General features: G+C 75.0%; 19 protein-coding genes and 1 pseudogene. 10 read left to right on the top strand and 10 right to left on the bottom strand.

Translation table 11 applies throughout. The features are described from left to right. Nucleotides 1-68 precede the first annotated feature (68 nt). Together QSJ97_RS13560 and QSJ97_RS13565 are read right to left on the bottom strand one after the other, a co-directional pair. On the bottom strand, nucleotides 69-1,154 hold the full coding sequence (locus QSJ97_RS13560; protein WP_285672314.1) for a TRAP transporter substrate-binding protein: 1,086 nt from the start codon (nucleotides 1,152-1,154) through the stop codon (nucleotides 69-71). Between the two features lie 244 nt (nucleotides 1,155-1,398). Further along, nucleotides 1,399-3,066 (bottom strand): enoyl-CoA hydratase-related protein, encoded by a 1,668-nt coding sequence (locus tag QSJ97_RS13565; RefSeq protein WP_285672315.1) that lies wholly within the window; start codon nucleotides 3,064-3,066, stop codon nucleotides 1,399-1,401. 168 nt (nucleotides 3,067-3,234) lie between these two features. Here QSJ97_RS13565 and paaG point away from each other — a divergent pair, with 168 nt between their 5' ends. Genes paaG through QSJ97_RS13580 form a run of 3 tightly spaced genes read left to right on the top strand, consistent with a single transcriptional unit; the run spans nucleotide 3,235 to nucleotide 5,956 of the window. Further along, complete coding sequence (paaG, locus tag QSJ97_RS13570; protein ID WP_285672316.1) at nucleotides 3,235-4,029, top strand: 2-(1,2-epoxy-1,2-dihydrophenyl)acetyl-CoA isomerase PaaG; 795 nt, start codon at nucleotides 3,235-3,237, stop codon at nucleotides 4,027-4,029. Between the two features lie 59 nt (nucleotides 4,030-4,088). Further along, complete coding sequence (locus tag QSJ97_RS13575; RefSeq protein WP_285672317.1) at nucleotides 4,089-4,949, top strand: peptidylprolyl isomerase; 861 nt, start codon at nucleotides 4,089-4,091, stop codon at nucleotides 4,947-4,949. Continuing rightward, nucleotides 4,946-5,956, top strand: a complete 1,011-nt coding sequence (locus tag QSJ97_RS13580) for a HupE/UreJ family protein (RefSeq protein WP_285672318.1) — start codon at nucleotides 4,946-4,948, stop codon at nucleotides 5,954-5,956. Before QSJ97_RS13575 ends, QSJ97_RS13580 begins: the two co-directional genes overlap by 4 nt. A gap of 47 nt (nucleotides 5,957-6,003) precedes the next feature. On the opposite strand, the gene hmuQ is transcribed toward QSJ97_RS13580, so the two are convergent. The 5 genes and pseudogenes from hmuQ to QSJ97_RS13605 all read right to left on the bottom strand — a co-directional run bounded on the left by hmuQ (nucleotide 6,004) and on the right by QSJ97_RS13605 (nucleotide 11,348). Then, entirely contained in the window at nucleotides 6,004-6,312 is a 309-nt protein-coding gene (gene hmuQ, locus QSJ97_RS13585; RefSeq protein WP_285672319.1) for a heme-degrading protein HmuQ, read from the bottom strand. After that, nucleotides 6,297-7,046, bottom strand: a pseudogene (locus QSJ97_RS13590) (ATP-binding cassette domain-containing protein); the annotation flags it as partial. The gene hmuQ and the pseudogene QSJ97_RS13590, both read right to left, overlap by 16 nt. 53 nt (nucleotides 7,047-7,099) lie before the next feature. Beyond that, nucleotides 7,100-8,194, bottom strand: coding sequence for a FecCD family ABC transporter permease (locus QSJ97_RS13595; protein WP_285672321.1), 1,095 nt, complete (start codon nucleotides 8,192-8,194; stop codon nucleotides 7,100-7,102). Then, nucleotides 8,152-9,234 carry a hemin-degrading factor gene (locus QSJ97_RS13600; RefSeq protein ID WP_285672322.1) on the bottom strand — a complete coding sequence of 361 codons (1,083 nt, stop codon included), beginning with the start codon at nucleotides 9,232-9,234 and terminating at the stop codon, nucleotides 8,152-8,154. Before QSJ97_RS13600 ends, QSJ97_RS13595 begins: the two co-directional genes overlap by 43 nt. Nucleotides 9,235-9,251: 17 nt before the next feature. Beyond that, nucleotides 9,252-11,348 carry a TonB-dependent hemoglobin/transferrin/lactoferrin family receptor gene (locus QSJ97_RS13605; RefSeq protein WP_285672323.1) on the bottom strand — a complete coding sequence of 699 codons (2,097 nt, stop codon included), beginning with the start codon at nucleotides 11,346-11,348 and terminating at the stop codon, nucleotides 9,252-9,254. Between the two features lie 368 nt (nucleotides 11,349-11,716). On the opposite strand from QSJ97_RS13605, the gene QSJ97_RS13610 reads away from it, so the two are divergent. From QSJ97_RS13610 to QSJ97_RS13625, 4 genes are read left to right on the top strand one after another with little or no spacing between them, the layout of a single operon-like run. Continuing rightward, a complete protein-coding gene (locus QSJ97_RS13610; protein ID WP_285672324.1) occupies nucleotides 11,717-12,685 on the top strand; it encodes a MotA/TolQ/ExbB proton channel family protein in 969 nt (322 codons plus the stop codon). 43 nt (nucleotides 12,686-12,728) lie between these two features. Further along, complete coding sequence (locus tag QSJ97_RS13615) at nucleotides 12,729-13,067, top strand: ExbD/TolR family protein (protein WP_434220918.1); 339 nt, start codon at nucleotides 12,729-12,731, stop codon at nucleotides 13,065-13,067. After that, nucleotides 13,064-13,474 carry an ExbD/TolR family protein gene (locus QSJ97_RS13620; protein WP_285672326.1) on the top strand — a complete coding sequence of 137 codons (411 nt, stop codon included), beginning with the start codon at nucleotides 13,064-13,066 and terminating at the stop codon, nucleotides 13,472-13,474. Before QSJ97_RS13615 ends, QSJ97_RS13620 begins: the two co-directional genes overlap by 4 nt. Beyond that, nucleotides 13,471-14,604 (top strand): TonB family protein, encoded by a 1,134-nt coding sequence (locus QSJ97_RS13625; protein WP_285672327.1) that lies wholly within the window; start codon nucleotides 13,471-13,473, stop codon nucleotides 14,602-14,604. Before QSJ97_RS13620 ends, QSJ97_RS13625 begins: the two co-directional genes overlap by 4 nt. Nucleotides 14,605-14,636: 32 nt before the next feature. On the opposite strand, the gene QSJ97_RS13630 is transcribed toward QSJ97_RS13625, so the two are convergent. Next, entirely contained in the window at nucleotides 14,637-15,503 is an 867-nt protein-coding gene (locus QSJ97_RS13630) for a heme/hemin ABC transporter substrate-binding protein (protein WP_285672328.1), read from the bottom strand. A gap of 202 nt (nucleotides 15,504-15,705) precedes the next feature. Here QSJ97_RS13630 and QSJ97_RS13635 point away from each other — a divergent pair, with 202 nt between their 5' ends. Then, entirely contained in the window at nucleotides 15,706-16,074 is a 369-nt protein-coding gene (locus QSJ97_RS13635) for a cupin domain-containing protein (protein WP_285672329.1), read from the top strand. A 48-nt stretch (nucleotides 16,075-16,122) separates the two neighbouring features. On the opposite strand, the gene QSJ97_RS13640 is transcribed toward QSJ97_RS13635, so the two are convergent. Both QSJ97_RS13640 and QSJ97_RS13645 read right to left on the bottom strand, forming a co-directional pair. Continuing rightward, entirely contained in the window at nucleotides 16,123-16,842 is a 720-nt protein-coding gene (locus QSJ97_RS13640) for a ribonuclease activity regulator RraA (protein WP_285672330.1), read from the bottom strand. A gap of 95 nt (nucleotides 16,843-16,937) precedes the next feature. Beyond that, on the bottom strand, nucleotides 16,938-17,516 hold the full coding sequence (locus QSJ97_RS13645; RefSeq protein ID WP_285672331.1) for a cupin domain-containing protein: 579 nt from the start codon (nucleotides 17,514-17,516) through the stop codon (nucleotides 16,938-16,940). A gap of 203 nt (nucleotides 17,517-17,719) precedes the next feature. Here QSJ97_RS13645 and gabT point away from each other — a divergent pair, with 203 nt between their 5' ends. Together gabT and QSJ97_RS13655 are read left to right on the top strand one after the other, a co-directional pair. After that, nucleotides 17,720-19,213, top strand: coding sequence for a 4-aminobutyrate--2-oxoglutarate transaminase (gabT, locus tag QSJ97_RS13650; RefSeq protein ID WP_285672332.1), 1,494 nt, complete (start codon nucleotides 17,720-17,722; stop codon nucleotides 19,211-19,213). A gap of 129 nt (nucleotides 19,214-19,342) precedes the next feature. Further along, complete coding sequence (locus QSJ97_RS13655) at nucleotides 19,343-19,885, top strand: carboxymuconolactone decarboxylase family protein (protein WP_285672333.1); 543 nt, start codon at nucleotides 19,343-19,345, stop codon at nucleotides 19,883-19,885. Nucleotides 19,886-19,897: the final 12 nt, after the last annotated feature.

The following is a 19,897-nucleotide window of genomic DNA, read 5'->3' on the forward strand; positions in this document are numbered from 1 at the left end:
CCCCAGTCATGCAGGAGCCGGTGCGCGAGGCGCGCGCACCGGCCGGAGAGGCCCGGAGGCCCCGGCGATCACCAGCCGAAGACGCTCGCGCGGGCGTTCATCTGGCCGTTGTCGGCATAGCTCATATAGGCGCCGACGGTATCGCGATAGGCCAGGAAGCTCTCGGTGATGCGCACCACCAGCTCGTCGTCGTCCTCGCGCAGCTCCGCCATCACCTCGCCGGCGGCGGTGCCCATCGCCGCGATCACGCTGTCCGGAAGCTTCCGCACCTGCACGCCCTGGTCGGCCACCAGCTGCTTCAGCGCCAGCGCGTGCTTGGTGGTGTATTCGGTCCAGACATCGTTGTAGAGCGAGGAACAGGCGACCCCGAGCACCGCCTTCAGATCGTCCGGCAGCGCGGCATAGGCCTCGGCGTTGACCGCGCATTCCTCGGCCGAGGAGGGCTCGCCGACACCCGGCCAGTAGTAGTTCTTGGCGACCTGGTAGAAGCCGAGCGCGCTGTCGGTCCAGGGCCCGATGAACTCGCCGGCATCCAGCGCGCCCGACTGCAGCGCCTGGAACATGTCGCGCCCGCCCATCGCCTGCACCGCCATGCCGAGGCGCGCGCACATCTCCGAGGCGAGCCCGGTGGTGCGGAACTTCAGGCCCTTGAGATCGTCCACCGAGGCGATCTCGGTGCGGAACCAGCCGGCCCATTGCGGCCCCGAGTTGCCGCACAGGAAGGGCTTGAGGTTGAAGCGGCCATACATCTCGTCATAGAGCGCCTGGCCGCCGCCATGGGCGAGCCAGCCGACCTGCTCGTCGGCGCGCAGGCCGAAGGGCTGCGAGCCGAACAGCAGGATGCCCTTGGACTTCGAGCCCCAGTAGGCCGGCACCGCGTGGTAGAGCTGCGCGGTGCCCTCGGAGACCGCGTCGAAGACCCCGCGCCCCGGCACCAGCTCGCCGGCGGCATGGAGCTTCACCTCGAGCCGGCCGCCGGAGAGCGTGGTGATCCGGTCCGCCAGCATCTGCGCCGCGACGCCCGGTCCCGGCAGGTTGCGCGGCCAGGCGGTGACCATGTTCCAGCGCAGCACGTCCTGCGCGATGGCGGGCGTGGCCAGCGCCGCCGCGGCGGTGCCGAGAGCGGCCGATTGCAGGAGTTCACGTCGTTTCATCTTGGCATCCCCTTTGCTGCAGGACCCGCGGAGCCGCGGGAGACGGGTTGCGGGCCGCGCGGCCCGGCCGGCGCGATGCGCCCTGACCGACTGTCCGGGCAGCAGCAGGGAAAAATCAAGAGCAGAAACCGAAGCCGCGGCCAATCCCCGCCGCCCCGGCGCGGCGCGGGGGCGGGGGCGGGGTGGGCGGGCGGGCGCCCCCGTTCCCGCGCCGCGCCGGGGCGGCGGGGTCCGGGCGCCCGGCTCAGGCCGGGAAGCGGCCGGTCCCTGCCACGCGGGCGATCAGCGCCGGCGGCGGCGGCATCGCGCCCCCGGCGGCAAGCTGCGCCAGGTCCGCCGCCACGCGGTCCAGCCCCCGCGCCTCGGCGCGGTGCATCGGCCCGCCGCGCCAGCGGGGAAAGCCGCAGCCATGGATCGCCGCGAGGTCGATATCCGCCGCGCGCCGCGCGATGCCCGCCTCGAGCAGCCGGGCGCCGGCATCGACGAGGGCGAGGCAGATCCGCTCGGCGATCTCCCCGTCCCCGTCCCGCGGCGCCCCGCTGCCTGCGGCTTCCGGCAGCGCGAGAGCCGCCGGGTCGAAGCCGAACCGCGCCAGCGCCTCCCCGAGCGCGCCAGGCGGCGTGCCGCCGGCCAGCAGCCGCCCGATCTGCGCCGCCGCCGCCGCTCCGAGCGCGTGGGCGATGCCCTCCCCGCCCGGGCCGGTCAGCACGGGCACCCGGCCGATGGCCCGCGCCAGCGCGATGCCGGTGGCGGCAGCATCGGGCGATGTCGCCGGGCCCTGCACGACCTCGAGCAACCGCATGCCGGGATTGCCGAAGCGCAGGCCGATCACCCGGCCCGGATCGGCGAGACCCGGCACCGCCAGGGCCGGATCCCCGGCGACGGCCAGCACCGCATCCGGCTTCAGCGCCGCCGCGAGTGCCTGCAGCGCCGCCGGCTCCGCATCGCCGGCAATCGCGAGGTCCGCTTCTGCCGCCGGCACCGCCTCGAGCCGAGAATCGGCCAGACCGGCGGCGATCTCCTCCGGCGCGCCCGCAGCCAGGGCGACCCGGCGCAGCGGGTGCGGCCGCGCGCCGCCAAGCTCCGGGGGTTTCGCCGCCGCCCGTTCGGCGAAGAAGACATGGCGCAGCGCCCGTGCCTCCGCGGCATCGCGGAGCGCGAGGAAGGTCTGCCGCTCGAAGGCCAGCGCCGCCGCGGCCTCCGTCTCCACCGCCCGGCGCAGGCAGGCGAGGGCATGGCCCGGCGCCCCTGCCCCCTGCGCGAGCCGCGCCGCCTCCGCCGCCCAGAAGCCCGGACCGGGCCGCGAGACCGGCGCCCGGGAAGCCAGCGGCGCCGGCAGCGGCCGCCCCGCGATCCCGCCGGCGAAGGCGATTGCCGCCGCCTCGAGATCCTCCTCCGCGACCCGGTCGAGAAGGCCGAGCGACGCCGCCTCCCCCGCACCGACCCGGCGCCCCGAGGTCACCATCTCCACCGCCACCTCCGCCGGCACCAGCCGCGGCAGGCGCACCGTGCCGCCGGCGCCGGGCACGATCCCGAGCGTCACCTCCGGCAGGCCGAGCTGCGCCGTCGCCGCCGCCAGGCGGTAGTGGCAGCCGAGCGCGAGCTCGAGTCCGCCGCCGAGGGCCGTGCCGTGGATCGCCGCCACCCAGGGCTTCGATGCCGCCTCGATCCGCGCGATCACCTCCGGCAGCGAGGGCGGCTCGGCCGGCCTGCCGAACTCGGTGATGTCGGCGCCCGCAGGAAAGGTGCGCCCCTGCCCGATCAGCACCACCGCGCGCACCGCCGGATCGGCCTCCAGCGCGGCCGCCGCCGCGGCGATGCCGGCGCGCAACGCATGGCCGAGCGCGTTGACCGGCGGGCTGTCGAGCCGCACCAGCGCAATCTCCCCCGCCCGCCCGATCGTCACCGCCATCGCCCGCCCTCCCGCCGTGATCCGTCCGGCCGAGCCTTGCATGGCCCGCCCCGGCTTGCCAGCCGCCGCGGCGCGGCACGCAAAGCCGCCATGCATCCGGCGCATTGACCGCCGGCCCGCTTTGCGCAACGCCTTGGAGAGAAGCAAGGAACCGCGAGGGAGGACACCATGTCGGACACTGCCTGCCTGGCCGCGACGCTCGACCACGGCGTGCTGAAGCTCACCCTCAACCGGCCGGAGACGCTCAACGCCTTCACCGCCGAGATGGGGCGGAGCCTGATCGCCGCGCTCGAGGTCGCCCGCGACGACGACGCGGTGCGCGCGGTGCTGCTGACCGGGGCCGGGCGCGGCTTCTGCGCCGGGCAGGACCTGACCGAGCGCGATCCCGCCAGCCGCACCGGCCCGCCGGATCTCGGCGAGACGCTGGAGCGGTTCTACAACCCCGTGGTCCGGCTGATCCGCAGCATCGAGAAGCCGGTGATCTGTGCCGTCAACGGCGTTGCCGCCGGCGCCGGAGCGAACATCGCGCTGGCCTGCGACATCGTGATCGCCGCCAACACCGCGCGCTTCATCCAGGCCTTCTCGAAGATCGGGCTGATCCCGGATTGCGGCGGCACCTGGACGCTCACCCGGATGCTCGGCGAGGCCCGGGCCAAGGCGCTGGCGCTCACCGCCGAGCCGCTGGAGGCCGACACCGCCGCGGCCTGGGGGCTGATCTGGCGCACCTGCCCGGCGGTCGATCTGCCGGTGGAGGCGGAGGCGCTGGCCCGCCGCCTCGCCGCCGGGCCGACCCGGGCGCTCGGGCTGACCAAGCGGGCGATCCAGGCCGCCGGGGCGCAGTCGCTCGATGCCCAGCTCGACCTCGAGCGCGACCTGCAGCGCGAGGCCGGGCGGAGCGCCGACCATGCCGAGGGCGTCGCCGCCTTCCTCGAGAAGCGCCCGGCGCAGTTCACCGGCCGCTGAAGCGCTGCCTGCCGTGCAGGCGGGTCGCCAGCCGCCATGCACGGCCGGCAGGAAACCGGATGACCGACCGGGAGGCCGAGATGACCGCACTCCTGCGCGAGCCCGCGCTGCACTTCCTTGCCCTCGGGCTGCTCGTCTTCCTCGGCTACGGCGCGGTCGGCGGGGGCGGCGCCGCGCCGGAGGACACCGCGGCCGGGCAGATCGTCGTGACCGCGGCAGAGACCGAGCGCCTCGCCGCGGGCTTCACCCAGACCTGGCGCCGGGCGCCGGAGCCGGCCGAGCTCGAGGCGCTGGTCGCCGGGCATGTCCGCGAGGCGGTGCTGGTGCGCGAGGCGCGCGCCCTCGGGCTCGATGCGGGCGATCCGGTGATCCGCCAGCGGCTGCGCCAGAAGATGGAGTTCCTGCTCGAGGCACAGGCCGGCGGCGCGGAGCCCGGACCCGGCGAGCTCGAGGCCTTCCATGCCGCGCATGGCGAGCGCTTCTCGCGCCCCCCGCGCCTGACATTCACCCAGGTCTATCTCGGCGAGGCGCCCGCGGAGGCGGAGGTGGCAGCGGCGCGCGCCGGCCTCGATGCGGGCACCGATCCGGGCAGCCTCGGCCGGCGGACCATGCTGCCGGCGCGCTTCGGCCCGGCGCCGCCGGCGGCGATCGACACGGTGTTCGGCCCCGGCATGTTCGCCGCCGTCGAAGCGCTGCCGCAGGGGACATGGGCCGGGCCGGTGCGCTCCGGCTTCGGGCTGCATCTCGTGCGGGTCGATGCCCATGAGCCGCCGGTGCTACCGCCCTTCGGCGAGATCGCCGCGGCGGTGCGTGCCGCCTGGGAGGCCGAGACGCGCAGGGCCGCCACCGAGGCGCTGATCGAGGCGCTGGTGGCCCGCTACGAGATCGTCCGCCCCGGCGGCGAGGCCGGCGCGCCATGAGGACGGCACTCCTCGCCGCGCTGCTGCTCCTTGCCGGGCTGCTGCCCCAGCCGGCGGCGCCGCATGCGCTGCAGCCGGCCTATCTCGAGCTCGCCCGTCTCGGCGAGGATACCTGGCGGATCACCTGGCGCAGGCCGGCGGTGGGGGGCCGGCCGATGGCGATCGCGGCGGCGCTGCCGGACGCCTGCAGCCCGCGGCGCGGCCCGGCGCCGGCATTCGATGGCGGCGGCTTCACCAGCCGCTGGATCGCGCGCTGCGCCGGGGGCCTGCGCGGCGGGCGCATCGCGGTGGAGGGCCTCGCGGCGACGCGGACGGACGTGCTGCTGCGCTACGAGACCGCCGACGGGCGCGCGGCGGCGGTGCGGCTCACGCCGGACGCCCCGGCGGCCACGGTGCCGGAGGATCCGGGCGCGGCCACCGTCCTCGCCACCTATCTGCCGCTCGGCGTCGAGCACATCCTCGAGGGGATCGACCACCTGCTCTTCGTGCTGGCGCTGCTGCTCCTGGTGCGGCGCTGGCGGCGCCTGCTGGCCGCCGTCACCGCCTTCACCCTGGCGCACAGCCTGACCCTGGCGGGCGCGACGCTGGGGCTGATCGACCTGCCGGGCCCGCCGGTGGAGGCGGTGATCGCGCTCTCGATCGTGATGCTGGCGGCAGAGGTCGCGCGCCCGGCCGGGGCGCCAGAGACCTGGGCGGCACGGCGCCCCTGGGCGGTGGCCTTCGGCTTCGGCCTGCTGCACGGGCTCGGCTTCGCCGGGGCGCTGCGCGAGATCGGCCTGCCCGAGACCGACCTCGCGATGGCGCTCCTCGCCTTCAACCTCGGCGTCGAGCTCGGCCAGATCGCCTTCATCGCCGCCGTTGCCGGGCTGGCGCTGCTGCTCGGGCGGCTCTGGCCGCGGGGCTTCCGCGCGGCGATGGCGCCGGGCGGGGCGGGGCTCAGGGCGCTCGCCTACGGCATCGGCAGCCTCGCCGCCTTCTGGACGGTGGAGCGCATCGCCGCCTTCTGAGCGCCCCCGGCCCTGCCCCTGCTCCTGATCCTGAGCGCTTCGGGCGCTCAGGCGCCCGGCACCGCCTCGAAGCCCTCGAACTCCGGGTGGCCGAGATAGAGGCCCTTGTTGTTGCCGGCGTTCCTGTGCGCCTCGCGGAACTGCTCGGAGCGGGTCCAGGCCTCGAAGGCGCCGCGGTCGCGCCACACCGTGTGCGAGGCATAGAGGGTGTGCTCCTCGGCCTCGGGCCCGCGCAGCAGGCGGAAGGTCTCGAAGCCCTCCATCTCGTCGAGCCGCGTCTCGCGGCCCTTCCAGACCGCCTCGAAGGCCGCCTCCTGGCCCTTGACGACGCGGAACCGGTTCATGGCGATGAACATGTGCTGTCTCCCTGGCTGGCACGATAGATCGGTGTGATTGCGGGGTGGCCGCCGGGCCCCTCGGCGACGGCGACCGGCAGGCCGTAGACCGCGGCGAGGCGTTCCGGCGTCAGCACCGCGGCGGGCGGGCCCTCGGCGAGGATCCGGCCCTCGGCCATCAGCGCGAGCCGGTCGGCCATGGCCGCGGCGAGGCTGAGATCGTGCAGCACCGCGAGCACCCCCGCCCCCTCCGCCGCCGCGGCGCGGGCCGCCTGCAGCACCGCGGCCTGGTGGCGCAGGTCGAGGCTCGCGGTCGGCTCGTCGAGCAGCAGCCAGCCGCCGGCGCCGAGCGCGCGCCCCGCGAGATGCTGCGCCAGCGCCCGGGCCATGTGGCCGCGATGGCGCTCGCCGCCGGAGAGCCGGTCGATCCGCCGGCCGGCGAAGGCCCCGAGCCCGACCGCCGCGAGCGCGCGGGCGGTCAGCGCCCCGGCCTCGGCGGGCGGGATCTCCGGTGGGATCGCCAGCGCCACCAGCTCGGCAAGCCGGAACGGCGCGGCGCTGGCCGGGCTCTGCTCCAGCACCGCGCGGCGCCGCGCCAGCCCGGCCGGGCCGAGCGCCGCGGGGGCCTGCCCGTCGATGCGCACGCGCCCGCGATCCGGGCTCAGCGCGCCGGAGAGGCAGGCCAGCAGCGTCGACTTGCCGGCGCCGTTTGGCCCGATCAGCGCCATCACCTCGCCGCGGCGGAGCGCGAGGCTCGCGCCGCGCAGCACCTCGCTGCGCCCGAGCCGCAGATGCAGGTCCTCGGCCCTCATCGCCGGCCCCGTCGCAGCAGCAGCCAGAGGAAGAACGGCCCGCCGATCAGGCTGGTGGCGAGGCCGATGGGCAGCTCCGCCGGCGGCACCGCGAGGCGCACCGCGAGATCCGCCGCCAGCACCAGCACCATGCCGTAGAGCGCCGTCACCGGCAGCATCGCGCGATGTGCCGGCCCGACCGTCAGCCGCGCCAGATGCGGCGCCACCAGCCCGACGAAGCCGATCGGCCCGGCCGCCGCCGTCGCCGCCCCGACCCCGACCGCGGTGGCGAGCGCCAGCCGGCGCTTCAGCCGCTCGACATCGAGCCCGGCATGGAAGGCCGCGCGCTCGCCGAGCTGCATCAGGTCGAGCCCGCGCGCCGCGCCGAGGAACACCGGCACCGTCAGTGCCGCCAGCACCAGCGTCACCAGCACCAGCGGCCAGGTGCCGGAGGCCAGCGAGCCCATCGTCCAGAAGGTCAGCTCGCGGAGCTGCTCGTCGTCGGAGACGAAGACCAGCACGCCGATCAGCGCCGCGGCGATGGCATTGATCGCGACGCCGCCGAGGATCAGCGTGGCGACGGAGGTCTCCCCGGCCCGGCGTGCCAGCGCGAACAGCGCCCCGATCACCGCCCCGGCGCCGAGAAAGGCCGCCGCCGGCAGCAGATAGGGGCGCAGCGCCGCCGGCAGCCCGGCCGCCAGCGTGCCGCCGAGCACGATCACCGCCACGGCGCCGACGGAGGCTCCCGCGCTGACCCCGACCAGCGCCGGATCGGCCAGCGGGTTGCGCAGCATGCCCTGCAGCGCGCCGCCGGCCAGCGCCAGCGCCGTGCCCACCGCGAGGCCGAGCAGCAGCCGCGGCAGCCGGATGCCGCGCACGATGGCCTCCTGCAGCGGATCGGCCCCGCCGGCCAGCGCCTCGAGCACGCCCGCCGGCGGGATCGCCACCGGCCCGAGCGCCAGCGCCGCCAGCGCCAGCCCCAGCGCGGCGAGCGCCAGCGCCGCCACCGCGCCGTGGCGGCCGGGCAAGGGCCAGCGGCCGCGGCGGGGCGTGCCGTCGAGCGCCAGCGTCAAGCCGCCGGCCCCGCCGCCGCGGTCACCAGCGCGCGCCACTCGGGCAGCTCCTCCTGCCCCGGCGGCCGCGCGCCGAAGAACTGGCAGACCATCGTGCCCGCCGCGTCGAAGAGCTCGAGCGAGGTGATCGGCCCGCGGGTCGTCGTCGGCTTGGTCACCAGCCAGGCGGAGGCCACGAGATCCGTGCGCAGATGCAGGTTGAAGCCGGGGTCGAGCACGTTGAGCCAGGGGCCCATCATGACGATCCGCTCGACCCGGCCGGAGAAGATCTGGATGCAGCCGGCATTGCCGACGAAGCACATGATCGGCACCGCCGCAGCCGCCGCCGCCTCCAGCATCCGCTGCGCCGCACCCGCATCGGCCGCGCGCGCGAGGTCGGCGCCGGCCAGCCGCAGCGCCTGCAGCCGCCCGGCGCCGGTGGCATGCAGCAGGCGGAAGAAATCGTGGCTGTGGGAGAGCGAGCGCCAGCCGTCGCGCAGCGCGGCGCGGTCGATCTCCGCGTCCGGGCGGTCGGGCTGCGGCGCCGCGGGCGGCGCGAAGGCGATCTCGCGCCCGGCCGTGTCGGCAAAATCCGCCGCCACCCGCTCGAAGGCCGCCATGTCGGTGCCCTCCTGCGCATGGAGCTTGAGCACCGCGGTGCCGGCGGCATCGAAGATCTGCAGCGAATGGCGCAGCCCTGAGCGGGTCTCCTCCGACACCCGGTAGCCGACATGCCAGCGCCGGTAGAAGAGCCGCAGGTCGATCGGCCCGGTGACCTGGCCGATCGCGCCCTCGCCGCCGACCTCGGTGAGCGGGCCCCTGGTCTCGTGCACCGCGGCCTCGTTGCGGGCCAGCGTCATCACCGGGCCGAGCGCGGGCAGCGCCGCCATCAGCGGGGCGAAGCCGGTGCCCTCGGGCGCCAGCCGGGCGACGCCCTCGGCCGCGCCGATGCGGGCCTCGAGCAGCGCCGCCTCCGGCACCGCCAGGCTGCGGGCCAGGTCGCGGGCGCGCAGCCCGGGGTTCTCCGCCTTCGCCGCGCGCCAGGCGGCGAGCAGATCGGCCGGCGCGCGGGGCGCGGGCATCTCGGGCGTGTCGGGCATCGGCGGGCCTCCTCGGCTCAGAACCGGAATCCGCCGGAGACCTTGAAGGCGATCCCGGGGCTGTCCAGTCCGTTGGGGTGGATGCGGTAGTCGCGGTCGGTGACGTTGTCGATGCCGGCGGCGAAGACCGCGCCTTCGAGCGGGCCGCTGCTCGGCACCCAGTTGACGAAGAGGTCGAACACCGCGAAGCCCGGGGTGGTCAGCGCACCCGGCGGCACGTCGTCGGCATTGATGCCGCTGGCGAAGGTGCCGCGGGCGCCCAGCTCCCAGTCCGGCGCGGGGCGGTAGCCGGCGGTGACCACCAGCCGGTCCTGCGGGATCGAGCCGAGCTTCTCGCCGTCGTCGCCGCGGCCGCGCGGGATGGTCAGGCCGACGCCGCCGAACCAGCGCGCGCTGTCATAGGTGATCGCCGCCTCGAAGCCGAAGAGCTTGGCATCCACGTTGCTGCTGGAGGTCGAGCCGCCGACCTCGAAGAGCCCGCTGGCCGGGTTGAACACCCCGGTGTCGAAGTCGATGAACAGCACGGTCTGGCTGATGTAGTCGTCGACATCGGCATAGTAGCCGGTCGCCTCGAGGCTCAGCCGGTCGCCGAGGAACACCGCGTCGCGGAACTCGTAGCGCCCGCCGATCTCGATCTGGCTGGCCCGCTCCGGGTCGAGATCCGGGTTCGGCTGGAACTCGTTGATCCCGGTGAAATAGGTGCCCGGGCCGAGGCTGAAGCCCTGCACGGCGAAATGCTCGCCGGTGGGGTAGAGCTCGGTCAGCGAGGCCGCGCGGAAGGATTGCGAGCCGCTGACCCAGAGCTGCGCCGCATCCACCGGGCGCCAGGAGAGCGCGAGCTTGGGGCTGGCCTGCCCCTCGGAGCGGTCGTCGAAGGCACCGTCCGGGTCGAGCGAATAGTGATCGTAGCGGATGCCGGGGGTCAGCGTCAGCCGGTCCGCAAGCGCAATATCGGCCTGCACGAAGCCGGCGACGAAGCTCTGCGAGGCATCCGGCGCCTGCGGCCGGGGCAGCCCGTCGCGGGTCGCGGTCTGCTCGTCGCGATAGATCTCGACGCCGTAGGACAGCGCCACCGGCAGGCCGAGATCGAAGCGGCTGACATTGGTCGCCTCGAAGCCCAGCGTCTCGTAGGTGGTGGCGTCGAAGCGGCCGTCGAAGAGCCGGTCCTCGTCCACCTCGGTGCGGTTGTAGTAGCCGAGCACGCTGAGATCGATCAGGTCGCTGTCCGCCGGCGCCCAGTCCCAGCCGAGCCGCGCCGAGTGATAGCGCAGGTTGCGGTCGACCGTGGTGGTCTCGGAGCCCTGCACATTGGTGTTGGGCGGGGTGTCGCCGCTGTCGCGGTAGTGCTGGTAGCTGGCCTCGATGCGGTGCCCGTCGCCCGGCTCCCAGCCCAGCTTGAAGAGCCCGGTGAGCGAATCGATGTCGCTGTCGAGGATCGGGTCGCCGTCGCCATCCGTGAGGTCGGAGAAGCGCGGCCGGCCGGATAGGAAGGCCAGCGCGTCGAACTGCCCGGCCCGCGCCGCCAGCGCGCCGGAGGCCTGGATCTCGTCGCCCTGGCTGTCGAAGCCGAGCCGCACCTCGCCGCCCCAGCTCTCGCCCGGCTCGAGCAGGTCGGTCGCGTCCTTGGTGTCGAGGAAGATCACGCCGCCGAGCGCGCCGGAGCCGAACAGCGTCGAGTTGCCGCCGCGCAGCACCTCCACCTGCTTGAGGATCTGCGGGTCGAGAAAGAACCGCCCGCGATGCGCGACGTTGAAGTTCTGCCGCGCGCCATCGGTGCGGATCACCACCTGCTCGTCCTGGAAGCCGCGGATGTTGGGCTCTTGGCTGACCCCGCGCGGGCCGCCGTCGATGGTCACGCCCGGCAGGTCGCCGATCAGCTCCTCATAGGTCGAGGGCTGGCGGCGCAGGATCTCCTGCTCGCCGACCACGCTCACCGCGTTCGGCGTGTCGAGCAGCGCCCGCTCGTCGCGCGCCGCGCCGAAGACCGTGATCTCCTCGATCGTCGCGAAGGCGGCCGCGCCCCGCGCCCCCGCATCCTCGGCCCGCGCCGTGGGCAGCGTCGCCACCGCCGCCGCGACCGTGACGGCAATGCCGCCGCCGATGCCACTTCTCATCTCGCTCCCCCTCACCGGAAATGTCCCGTTGCTCCTGTCGGCCCGGGCTTCCTCGGCGCCGGGGGGTGACCGGCGGCATGGGTGGCTGGTGGCTCTTCGGTCTCGATAGCTAACCCGAGTTTTTCAGTCAAGCAAAGCCGACGCAGAGGGGGAAATTACTTGATCGAACCGGTCGGGTTTGATAGCCGGGCAGAGACGCGGCCGCCAGATCCCGCCCTGCCCGGGCGCTCCAGCCAGTCCGCCAGCCATGCCAGATCCGTATCGCAACCAGACCGAGCGCACCGTCCCGGAGCGGGACGATTGCGGCCTTCGGGCGGTCTGGGCGGCGCGGTCGGCATGACCTGCAGGTCACAGCGAGGGAGAGCCAGATGGCAGGCGAGATCATGACGGAGCCGGAGACGATCGCGGCCGCCGGGGGCCCCGGCACCGGCGCGGCCGCGGGGCCTGCCGGCGTGGCGGACGGCGCCTCCCCGGCGGCCGGCGCCGATGCCGCGGCCGCTCCCGAAGCCGCGGCTGCCGAAGCCGCCGCTGCCGGTGCGGATGCCGCCGGAGCAGATGCCGCGGCCGCCGGCGCGGTCGCCGCGCCGCCCGAGGGCGCGGCCGACGCCGTGCAGGCCACGCCGGACGGGCTCGCCGGGGCGCTGCAGCAGGCCTGGGACACCCTCGCCGCCGGCGGCCCGGTGGTCGCCCTGCTCGGCGCCATGTCGGTCTTCGCCCTGACCATCATCCTCGCGAAATCCTTGCAGTTTGCCGGCCCGGCACTGGGCGGGCAGCGGGCGGCGCGGGCGGCCCTCCGGCTCTATCGCGAGGGCCGCCCGCGCGAGGCCTGGGAGCGCGTCGAGGGCCGCCGCGGCATCGCCCCGCGCCTCGCCGGGGCGACCATTCTCGGCCTCGCCGAGGGCCGCAGCGAGCCGCGCCTGCGCGAGGAGGTCACGATCCGCACCGCCGACCGACTGGAGGCGATGCGCAGCTGGCTCCGTCCGCTCGAGGTGATCGGCGCGATCGCCCCCCTGATGGGGCTGTTCGGCACCGTGCTCGGCATGATCGACGCCTTCGCGGCGCTGGAGCAGGCGGGCAGCCGGGTTGACCCGGCGGTGCTCTCCGGCGGCATCTGGGAGGCGCTGCTGACCACCGCCGTGGGCCTCGCCGTCGCCATCCCGGCGCTGCTCGCGGCCAACTGGTTCGAGCGCCGGGTCGAGCGCGCCGAGATGGCCTGCGACAGCCTCATCGGCGGGTTCTTCTCCGCCGAAGTTCCGGGCGAAACCGCCGCGGACGCCACTGCCAGAAACCGGTATCCCGATGCTCACGACCCCAGCTACGCCCAGGCTGCGGAATAGGCCCCGGCGTCGCGCGCGCCCGAGCCTCACGCCGCTGATCGACGTGGTCTTCATCCTGCTGGTCTTCTTCATGCTGGCCTCGCGCTTTGCCGACTGGCGCCCGGTCACGATCTCCGCCGGGCAGGCGGGCGGCGGCGGCACCGGCGTCGAGGGCGCGCTGCTGCTCGAGATCCGGGCCGATGGCCTGCGGCTTTCCGGCGCGCCGGTCACGGCGGAGGCGCTGGCGGCGCGGCTCGGCGCCCGGCTGGCGGCGCGGCCCGACCAGCTGGTGCTGGTGCAGCCCGGCCCCGGCGTCGCGCTGCAGCCGACGCTCGATGCGCTCGACCTGCTGGCCGAGGCCGGGGTGCGCCGGACCCGGCTGATCGAGGGGGCCGCGCGATGACCCGGCGCCTCTCCGCGCGCCGCCGCCGGCAGGAGGGCGATGACGGCGTGCTGCCGCTGGTCAACGTGGTGTTCCTGCTGCTGATCTTCTTCATGGTGGCCGGGCAGCTCACCCGCGCCGATCCCTTCGAGATCGCGCCGCCGGTGTCCGGCTCCGAGGGCGCCGCGCCGGATGCGCCGCCCACCGTCTGGGTCGGGCCGGAGGGGCAGCTCTCGCTCGGCGAGGCGGCGATGGATGAGGCCGCGCTGGTGGCCGCGGTGGCCGGCGCTGCCGGGGCGTCGGAAGCGGGCGTGCGGGTGCTGGCCGACGGCCGCGTCGAGGCCCGCCGCCTGGTGCGCCTGGTGGCGGCGCTGCGGGCCGCGGGCGTCGGCGAGGTCACGCTCATGACGGTGGCACGGGGGACATGATGGGGCTTTCGACGCGCAGGCTGCTGCTGCTCGCGCCGCTCGCGGTGGCGGCGCATCTCGCCCTCGCGGCGGCGGTCTTCTCCGGGCCGCCGCCGAGCGGTGCCGTCGGTGCCGGCCGCGAGGGGCTCGAGGTCGGGCTCGGGCTCGCCGGCGGCATGGCCGGCGCCGCCGGCGGCGAGGTCGCACCGGAAATGGCCGAGGAGACGGCACCGGAGGCTGTCGCGCCAGCGGCGCCGGCGGAACCGGCCGAGAGCGCCGAGACCGTGCCGCCAACGCTGGCCGAGGCCGCAAGGCCCGTGGAGCTGGCCGAGGCCGTCGAGACGGTTGCGGCGGAGCCGCCGCAGCCCGCCCGGACGGTGCAGGCCGCCGAGCCCGTGCAGGCGGTGGAGACGGTCGAGGCCGCCGCCCCGGCCGCGCCGGTGCAGGCGGTGTCCGCCGCGTCGGTGGCGGCCGTCCCTGTCCAGGCCACGGAGGCGCGGCCCGCCGAGACCGCCGAGGCGGTCGAGGCCACCGAGCCCGCCGAAACCGTTGCCGCCGCGCCGGAGGCGACCTCCGCGCCGGAGGCGGCGCCGATGCCCGCCACCCGGCCGAAGCTCTCCGAGGCGCGGCGGGTGCGCTCGGCGCGGCGCGAGCCGGTTCCGCAGAAACCGAAGGCCGAGCCCCGGCGCACGGCAGAAGCATCCGCCAGGCCGGCCGCGAAACCGCGCGAGGCGCAGCAGCAGGCGGCGCTGCCACGGGCCGACACGGCCGGTGCCGGCGGCAGCGAGCAGACCGGCGAGGGGCAGCAGCGCGCCGGCCAGGCCGGCGGCGGGCAGACCGCCAGCCGCGGCGGCGATCCGGCCGCCCGGCGGAGCTATCTGCGGCAGCTCGCGGCACATCTCGCCCGCGCCAAGCGCTATCCGCGCAATGCCCGGATGCGCCGGCAGGAAGGCACCGGCCATCTGCGCTTCACGGTGAATGCCGGCGGCCAGGTGGTGGCCCATGCGCTCGCGCGGAGCACCGGCTACCCGGCGCTCGACGCGGAGATCACGGCGCTCCTGAAACGCGCGGCGCCGCTGCCGCCGATCCCCGCCGATCTCGGGCTCGCCCGGCTCGAGGTGGTGGTGCCGATCGCCTTCGCGCTGCGCTGAGGCGCCCGGAGGGGGCGCCCCGGCGCGCCGCCTCAGGGCGCCAGCGCCGCCCGCAGCCGCTCCACCGCCGCCGGCGTGCGCGGCCCGATCCCCATGATCGCCAGCGCCGGCAGGGTCAGCGCCGCGCCGGCCCGCCCGGCAGGGGTCAGCGCAAATTCGGGGCGCGCGAGCACGGCCCCGGGCCCGCCGACCACGGCGGCATGCTCCTCGCTCATCAGGATGAGATCCGGCGCCGCGGCGATGATCGCCTCGCGCGACATCGGCCGGTAGCCCTCGAGCCCGGCAGCATTGACCCCGCCGGCGAGGCGGATCACCGCATCGGCGGCGGTGCCGGTGCCGATCACCACCGGCGCGCCGTCGCGCACCCCCAGCACGAAGAGCACCCGCGGCGGGGCGGCAAGCACCGGCCGGCCGGCTTCCAGCGCCGCCACCCGCGCCGCGGTTTTGGCGGCCAGCGCCTCGGCCTCGGCCGCCAGCCCGAGCGCGGCGCCGACGACGCGGATCTTCTCCGGCAGGCCGGCAAGCCCGAGCACCTCGGGCGTCACCACCACCGGCACGCCGGCCTCGCGGATGCGCGCGATCGCCGCCGGCGGCCCGGCATGGGGCGAGGCGATCATCAGGTCCGGCGCAAGGCCCAGCACGCCCTCCGCCGCGAGCCGCCGGAAATAGCCGAGCCGGGCCTTTTCGCGGGCCTCCGGGGGGTAGCTCGAGGTCTCGTCGACGCCGACGATGCGCGCACCCGCGCCGAGCAGGAAGGCGATCTCGGTGGCCACGCCATCGGCGATCACCACGCGCTGCGGCGCCCCTGCCGCCGCGGCCGCGTGCAGGACGGGCGCTGCCAGCAGCGCTCCCGCCATTGCGCGCAGCGCCGCGCGCCGGGTCAGTCTCGTTCCAGCCATTTTCCGCACTCCCATGATGGCAGTCTGGCGATGGCTGGCGGCGGGGCGGGCGGCCCGGCTGGCGACGCGTCGCCCCGAGCCCTAGCGCGCCGCGCACATGGCGGCAAGCATCGGGGCCTTGCCGGCGCGGGCCGGACGCCGCAGGATCTGGCCCGGGCAGGATCCCGGCAGGATCGCCGATCCGCCCCCAAGGAGACGCCGCATGAAGCCGATTGCCCCCGCCGAGCGCCGCATCGCCAGCATCCGCGACACCGCCGCCTTCACCCCCTTCGACCCCACCGGCGAGACCGAGCGCGGCACCGCGATGCTCCAGCTCAACCCGGCCGCGGCGGGGGGCACCGGCTTCTACATCTACCGCATGGAGCCCGGCGCGCGCTCGGCGCCGCATTCCCATGGCGGCGCCGAGGAGTTCGTGATGATCGAGGGCGAGCTGATCGACAACGACGGCACGGTCTACCGCGCCGGCGACGTGGTCTGGCTGGCGCCCGGCACCGAGCACTGCTCGCATACCGAGACCGGCTGCATCATCGCGGTCCATGCCGAGGGGCCGGAGACCGCGCCGACGGGGTGAGCCGACGGGGTGAGCCGACGGGCCGAGCCGGCGGGCCGGGCCGCGGGCTCAGCGCCCGTTGGCCCTGCGCCAGGCCTCGAAGGCGGCGCGGTGCTCGTCCTTCGTGCAGGGATAGAGCCCGATGATCGCCGCCCCGGCGCGCACCTGCTCGACCACGAAATCCTCGTAGGCGGTCATCTCCACGCATTCGGCGGCCACCTCCTCGGCGATCTCGGCGGGGATCACGATCACCCCGTCATCGTCGCCCACCACGATGTCGCCCGGGAACACCGGCGCATCGCCGCAGCCGATCGGCACGTTGATCTCGATCGCCTCGTGATGGGTCAGGTTGGTCGGGCTCGAGGCGCGGGCATGATAGGCCGGCATCTCGAGCTCGCCGATGCGGTAGCTGTCGCGCAGGCCGCCATCGGTGACGACCCCGGCCCCGCCGCGCATCATCAGCCGGGTGATCAGGATGTCGCCGGCGCTGGCGGCGCGCGGGTCCTTGCGGCAGTCCATCACCAGCACATGGCCCTCCGGGCAGGTCTCGATGGCGACGCGCTGGGGATGCGTCGGCTTGCGGAACTCGGTGAGCTGGTTGCGGTCCTCCCGCGCCGGCATGTAGCGCAGCGTGAAGGCCGGGCCGACCATGTTGCGCCCCTTGCGCGCCACCGGCTGCACGCCCTGGGGCACCTGGTTCCGCAGCCCGCGCTTGAACAGCGCGGTGGCGATGGTGGCGACCGAGACGGTCATCAGCTTGTCGCGGGTGGCGGGGGAAAGGCTGGTCATGGCTGCGCCTCGCTGTCTTGCGCCGCGCGGGATCGCGGCCGGGGAGGCCCGGATAGCACGTTTGCGCCGGCTGTGACCCCCCGGAAAGCGCCGTTTCAGAATGTGGGCGGCGTGCAGGCCGAGACGATCACGCAGTCGCCCGCGCCGATGTTGCGGAAACGGTGGGGAATGCGGCTGTCGAAGAGATAGCCGTCGCCCGGGTTCAGCACGCGCACCTCGTTGCCGACGGTGATCTCGATGATGCCGGAGATCACCACGCCGCCCTCCTCGGCCTCGTGGCTCAGCATCTCCGAGCCGGTATCGGTGCCCGGCGGATAGCGCTCGTGCAGGATCTGCAGCGTGTGGCGCGAGGCATCGCCGACCTGGCGCAGCGAGACCCGGCGCGCGGTCTGCCCGTCCATGCCGACATCCGCCGGCGAGAGCTCGGTGAACTCGGTGGCGGTGAAGAAGCGCTGCTCGGCGCTGGCCTCCTCGGCGGCGGCGAAGAACTCCGAGAGGCTGAGCGGGATCGCCTCGAGGATCGCCTTGAGCGAGGAGACCGAGGGGCTGGTCTTGTTCTGCTCGATCAGCGATATGGTGCCGTTGGCCACGCCCGAGCGTGCCGCGAGCTCGCGCTGCGACAGCCCTGCCGCCTCGCGCACCTCGCGCAGCCGTCCTCCCACGTCCAGGATCATGCGACCTCCCTGACTGCTTGACGAAATGCGATGGTCGTTCAAAGTGTCAAGCATCTCGTGGCAGTTCTCACCGGATCTCGGGCTGCCGTCAATTCGGTTTTTCCGCCGTATTCACCGCCCGGAGCGTTTCGGGCGTGCAGAATCCGTTTGATCTAAAAAATGAGCACGTGTAGAGAATCATAAACGCTTCTCAGGAGGACGCCATGACCACCACCAGCCGTGCCGCCCCGAAGACCACCCGCCGCCGCGCCGCGCCGAAGAAGGCCGCGCCGAAGCGCGTCGCCGCCAAGGCCGAGAAGGCCGGCGCCGAGGCCGCGACGCTCTCCGCGCCGGCCGCGACCGCCGCGCCGGCCGCTGTCCCCGCACCGGCGGCGCAGGTCACCGGCAGCAATGCCGCGCTGCTCGCGCGCCGCGCCAACGCGGTGCCGCGCGGCGTCGCCTCGGCGATGCCCTTCTTCGCCGAGCGCGCGCTCAATGCCGAGCTCTGGGACGTCGAGGGCCGCCGCTTCATCGATTTCGCCGGCGGCATCGCGGTGCTCAACACCGGCCACTGCCATCCGAAGGTGATGGACGCCGCCCTCGAGCAGGCGCAGCGCTTCACCCATACCAGCTTCCAGGTGGTGCCCTACGAGGCCTATGTGACGCTGGCTGAGCGGCTCAACGCGCTGGCCCCCGGCGTCTCCACCAAGAAGACCCTGCTGGTGACCACCGGCGCCGAGGCGGTGGAGAACGCGGTGAAGATCGCCCGCGCCGCCACCGGTCGCAGCGCGGTGATCGCCTTCGACGGCGGCTATCACGGGCGGACCATGTTCACCCTCGGCCTCACCGGCAAGGTCGCGCCCTACAAGACCGGCTTCGGCCCCTTCCCCGGCGAGATCTACCGCGCGCCGCTGCCGAGCAACCGCTCCGGGCTCGACACCGATGCCTGCCTCGCGGCGCTCGAGACGCTGTTCCTCACCGATGTGGCGCCGTCGCAGGTGGCCGCGATCATCCTCGAGCCGGTGCTCGGCGAGGGCGGCTACATCCCGGTGCCGGCCGAGATGTGGGAGGGCCTGCGCGAGATCTGCGACCGCCACGGCATCCTGCTGATCGCCGACGAGATCCAGTCCGGCTTCGGGCGCACCGGCACCTGGTTCGCGATCGAGCATGCCCGGGTCGAGCCCGATCTCATCACGGTCGCCAAGTCGATGGCCGGCGGCTTCCCGGTGGCCGGCGTGATCGGCCGCGCCGAGGTGATGGACGCGGTCGCCCCCGGCGGGCTCGGCGGCACCTATGGCGGCAACCCGATGGCCTGCGCCGCGGCGCTCGCCGCCATCGACGCGCTGGACGCGGAGGCGCTGCTGCCGCGCTCGACCGCGCTCGGCGAGCTGTTCCGCGCCCGCTTCGCCGAGATCGGCGCCCGCACCGCGCCCTGGCGGATGTGGGACATCCGCGGCCTCGGCGCGATGATCGCGGTGGAGCTGGTCACCGATTTCGAGACCGCGGCGCCGGATGCCGAGCTGACCAAGGCGCTGGTCGACGAGGCGCAGCAGCGCGGGCTGATCCTGCTCGCCTGCGGCATGCACGGCAACGCGATCCGGGTGATGGTGCCGCTGACCGCCTCCGACGAGATCATCGAGGAGGGGCTGGCGATCTTCGAGGCGGCGCTGGCCGCCGCGGTCGCCCGCGTCGATGGGGCGCGCGCGCAGGCCGCCTGAACCCGGGCCGGACGGCACTGAAACGGGGGGCGTCGGCGCTGGCCGGCGCCCCTTTCGCCTGCCGCCCCTTCCCCGCCCGGGCGCCCGGCCCTAGGCTGGGCGCGATCCGATGCGAGACGGGAGAGCGTGATGTCCGACCAGCTGGCCCCCCTCGGCGACGACGACTGGCCGGAGGAGGTCGCCGGGCTGCGCGCGGGCTTTGCCGGCCAGCTCAACGTCTACCGCACCATGGCGCATCACCCGGCGCTGCTCGCCGCCTGGGCGGGGCTGCGCGAGCACCTGGTGCGGCGGAGCGCCCTCGGCCCGGAGCGCAGCGAGGTGGTGATCCTGCGTACCGGCATCCGGCTCGATGCGGGCTATGAATGGGCGCACCACGTGGTCCGCGCCCGCAGGCTCGGCATGGACGACGACCGCATCCGCAGCCTGCGCGGCGCGCCCTCGGCGATGGCGCCGGAGGACGGGCTGATCGCCACCGGCGTCGACGAGCTGGTGGCGGATGCGGCGCTCTCGCCGGAGACCCGCGCGCGGCTGATGGCGGCGCTCGGCAAGGCGGCGGTGCTCGACCTGATCGCGACGGTCGGCTTCTACACCGTGCTGGCCGGCATCCTGAAGAGCTTCGGCACCCCGGTCGATGCCGAGATCGCGGCCGAGCTCGCCGCCCGGCCGATCTGATCCCGGCGGCGC

This window comes from Paralimibaculum aggregatum (genome assembly GCF_030270585.1).
GTDB classification, from domain to species: Bacteria; Pseudomonadota; Alphaproteobacteria; order Rhodobacterales; family Rhodobacteraceae; genus Thermohalobaculum; species Thermohalobaculum aggregatum.

Bases quoted from the DNA above. Each gene is read 5' to 3' on its own strand.
- hmuQ (WP_285672319.1), bottom strand. From the start codon at position 6,312: ATGTTCATCGCCATGAACCGGTTCCGCGTCGTCAAGGGCCAGGAGGCG.
- QSJ97_RS13635 (WP_285672329.1), top strand. From the start codon at position 15,706: ATGAAGCCGATTGCCCCCGCCGAGCGCCGCATCGCCAGCATCCGCGAC.
- QSJ97_RS13580 (WP_285672318.1), top strand. From the start codon at position 4,946: ATGAGGACGGCACTCCTCGCCGCGCTGCTGCTCCTTGCCGGGCTGCTG.
- QSJ97_RS13600 (WP_285672322.1), bottom strand. From the start codon at position 9,234: ATGCCCGACACGCCCGAGATGCCCGCGCCCCGCGCGCCGGCCGATCTG.
- QSJ97_RS13575 (WP_285672317.1), top strand. From the start codon at position 4,089: ATGACCGACCGGGAGGCCGAGATGACCGCACTCCTGCGCGAGCCCGCG.
- QSJ97_RS13620 (WP_285672326.1), top strand. From the start codon at position 13,064: ATGACCCGGCGCCTCTCCGCGCGCCGCCGCCGGCAGGAGGGCGATGAC.
- QSJ97_RS13605 (WP_285672323.1), bottom strand. From the start codon at position 11,348: ATGAGAAGTGGCATCGGCGGCGGCATTGCCGTCACGGTCGCGGCGGCG.
- QSJ97_RS13630 (WP_285672328.1), bottom strand. From the start codon at position 15,503: ATGGCTGGAACGAGACTGACCCGGCGCGCGGCGCTGCGCGCAATGGCG.
- gabT (WP_285672332.1), top strand. From the start codon at position 17,720: ATGACCACCACCAGCCGTGCCGCCCCGAAGACCACCCGCCGCCGCGCC.
- QSJ97_RS13560 (WP_285672314.1), bottom strand. From the start codon at position 1,154: ATGAAACGACGTGAACTCCTGCAATCGGCCGCTCTCGGCACCGCCGCG.
- QSJ97_RS13640 (WP_285672330.1), bottom strand. From the start codon at position 16,842: ATGACCAGCCTTTCCCCCGCCACCCGCGACAAGCTGATGACCGTCTCG.
- QSJ97_RS13610 (WP_285672324.1), top strand. From the start codon at position 11,717: ATGGCAGGCGAGATCATGACGGAGCCGGAGACGATCGCGGCCGCCGGG.
- QSJ97_RS13645 (WP_285672331.1), bottom strand. From the start codon at position 17,516: ATGATCCTGGACGTGGGAGGACGGCTGCGCGAGGTGCGCGAGGCGGCA.
- paaG (WP_285672316.1), top strand. From the start codon at position 3,235: ATGTCGGACACTGCCTGCCTGGCCGCGACGCTCGACCACGGCGTGCTG.
- QSJ97_RS13625 (WP_285672327.1), top strand. From the start codon at position 13,471: ATGATGGGGCTTTCGACGCGCAGGCTGCTGCTGCTCGCGCCGCTCGCG.
- QSJ97_RS13655 (WP_285672333.1), top strand. From the start codon at position 19,343: ATGTCCGACCAGCTGGCCCCCCTCGGCGACGACGACTGGCCGGAGGAG.
- QSJ97_RS13565 (WP_285672315.1), bottom strand. From the start codon at position 3,066: ATGGCGGTGACGATCGGGCGGGCGGGGGAGATTGCGCTGGTGCGGCTC.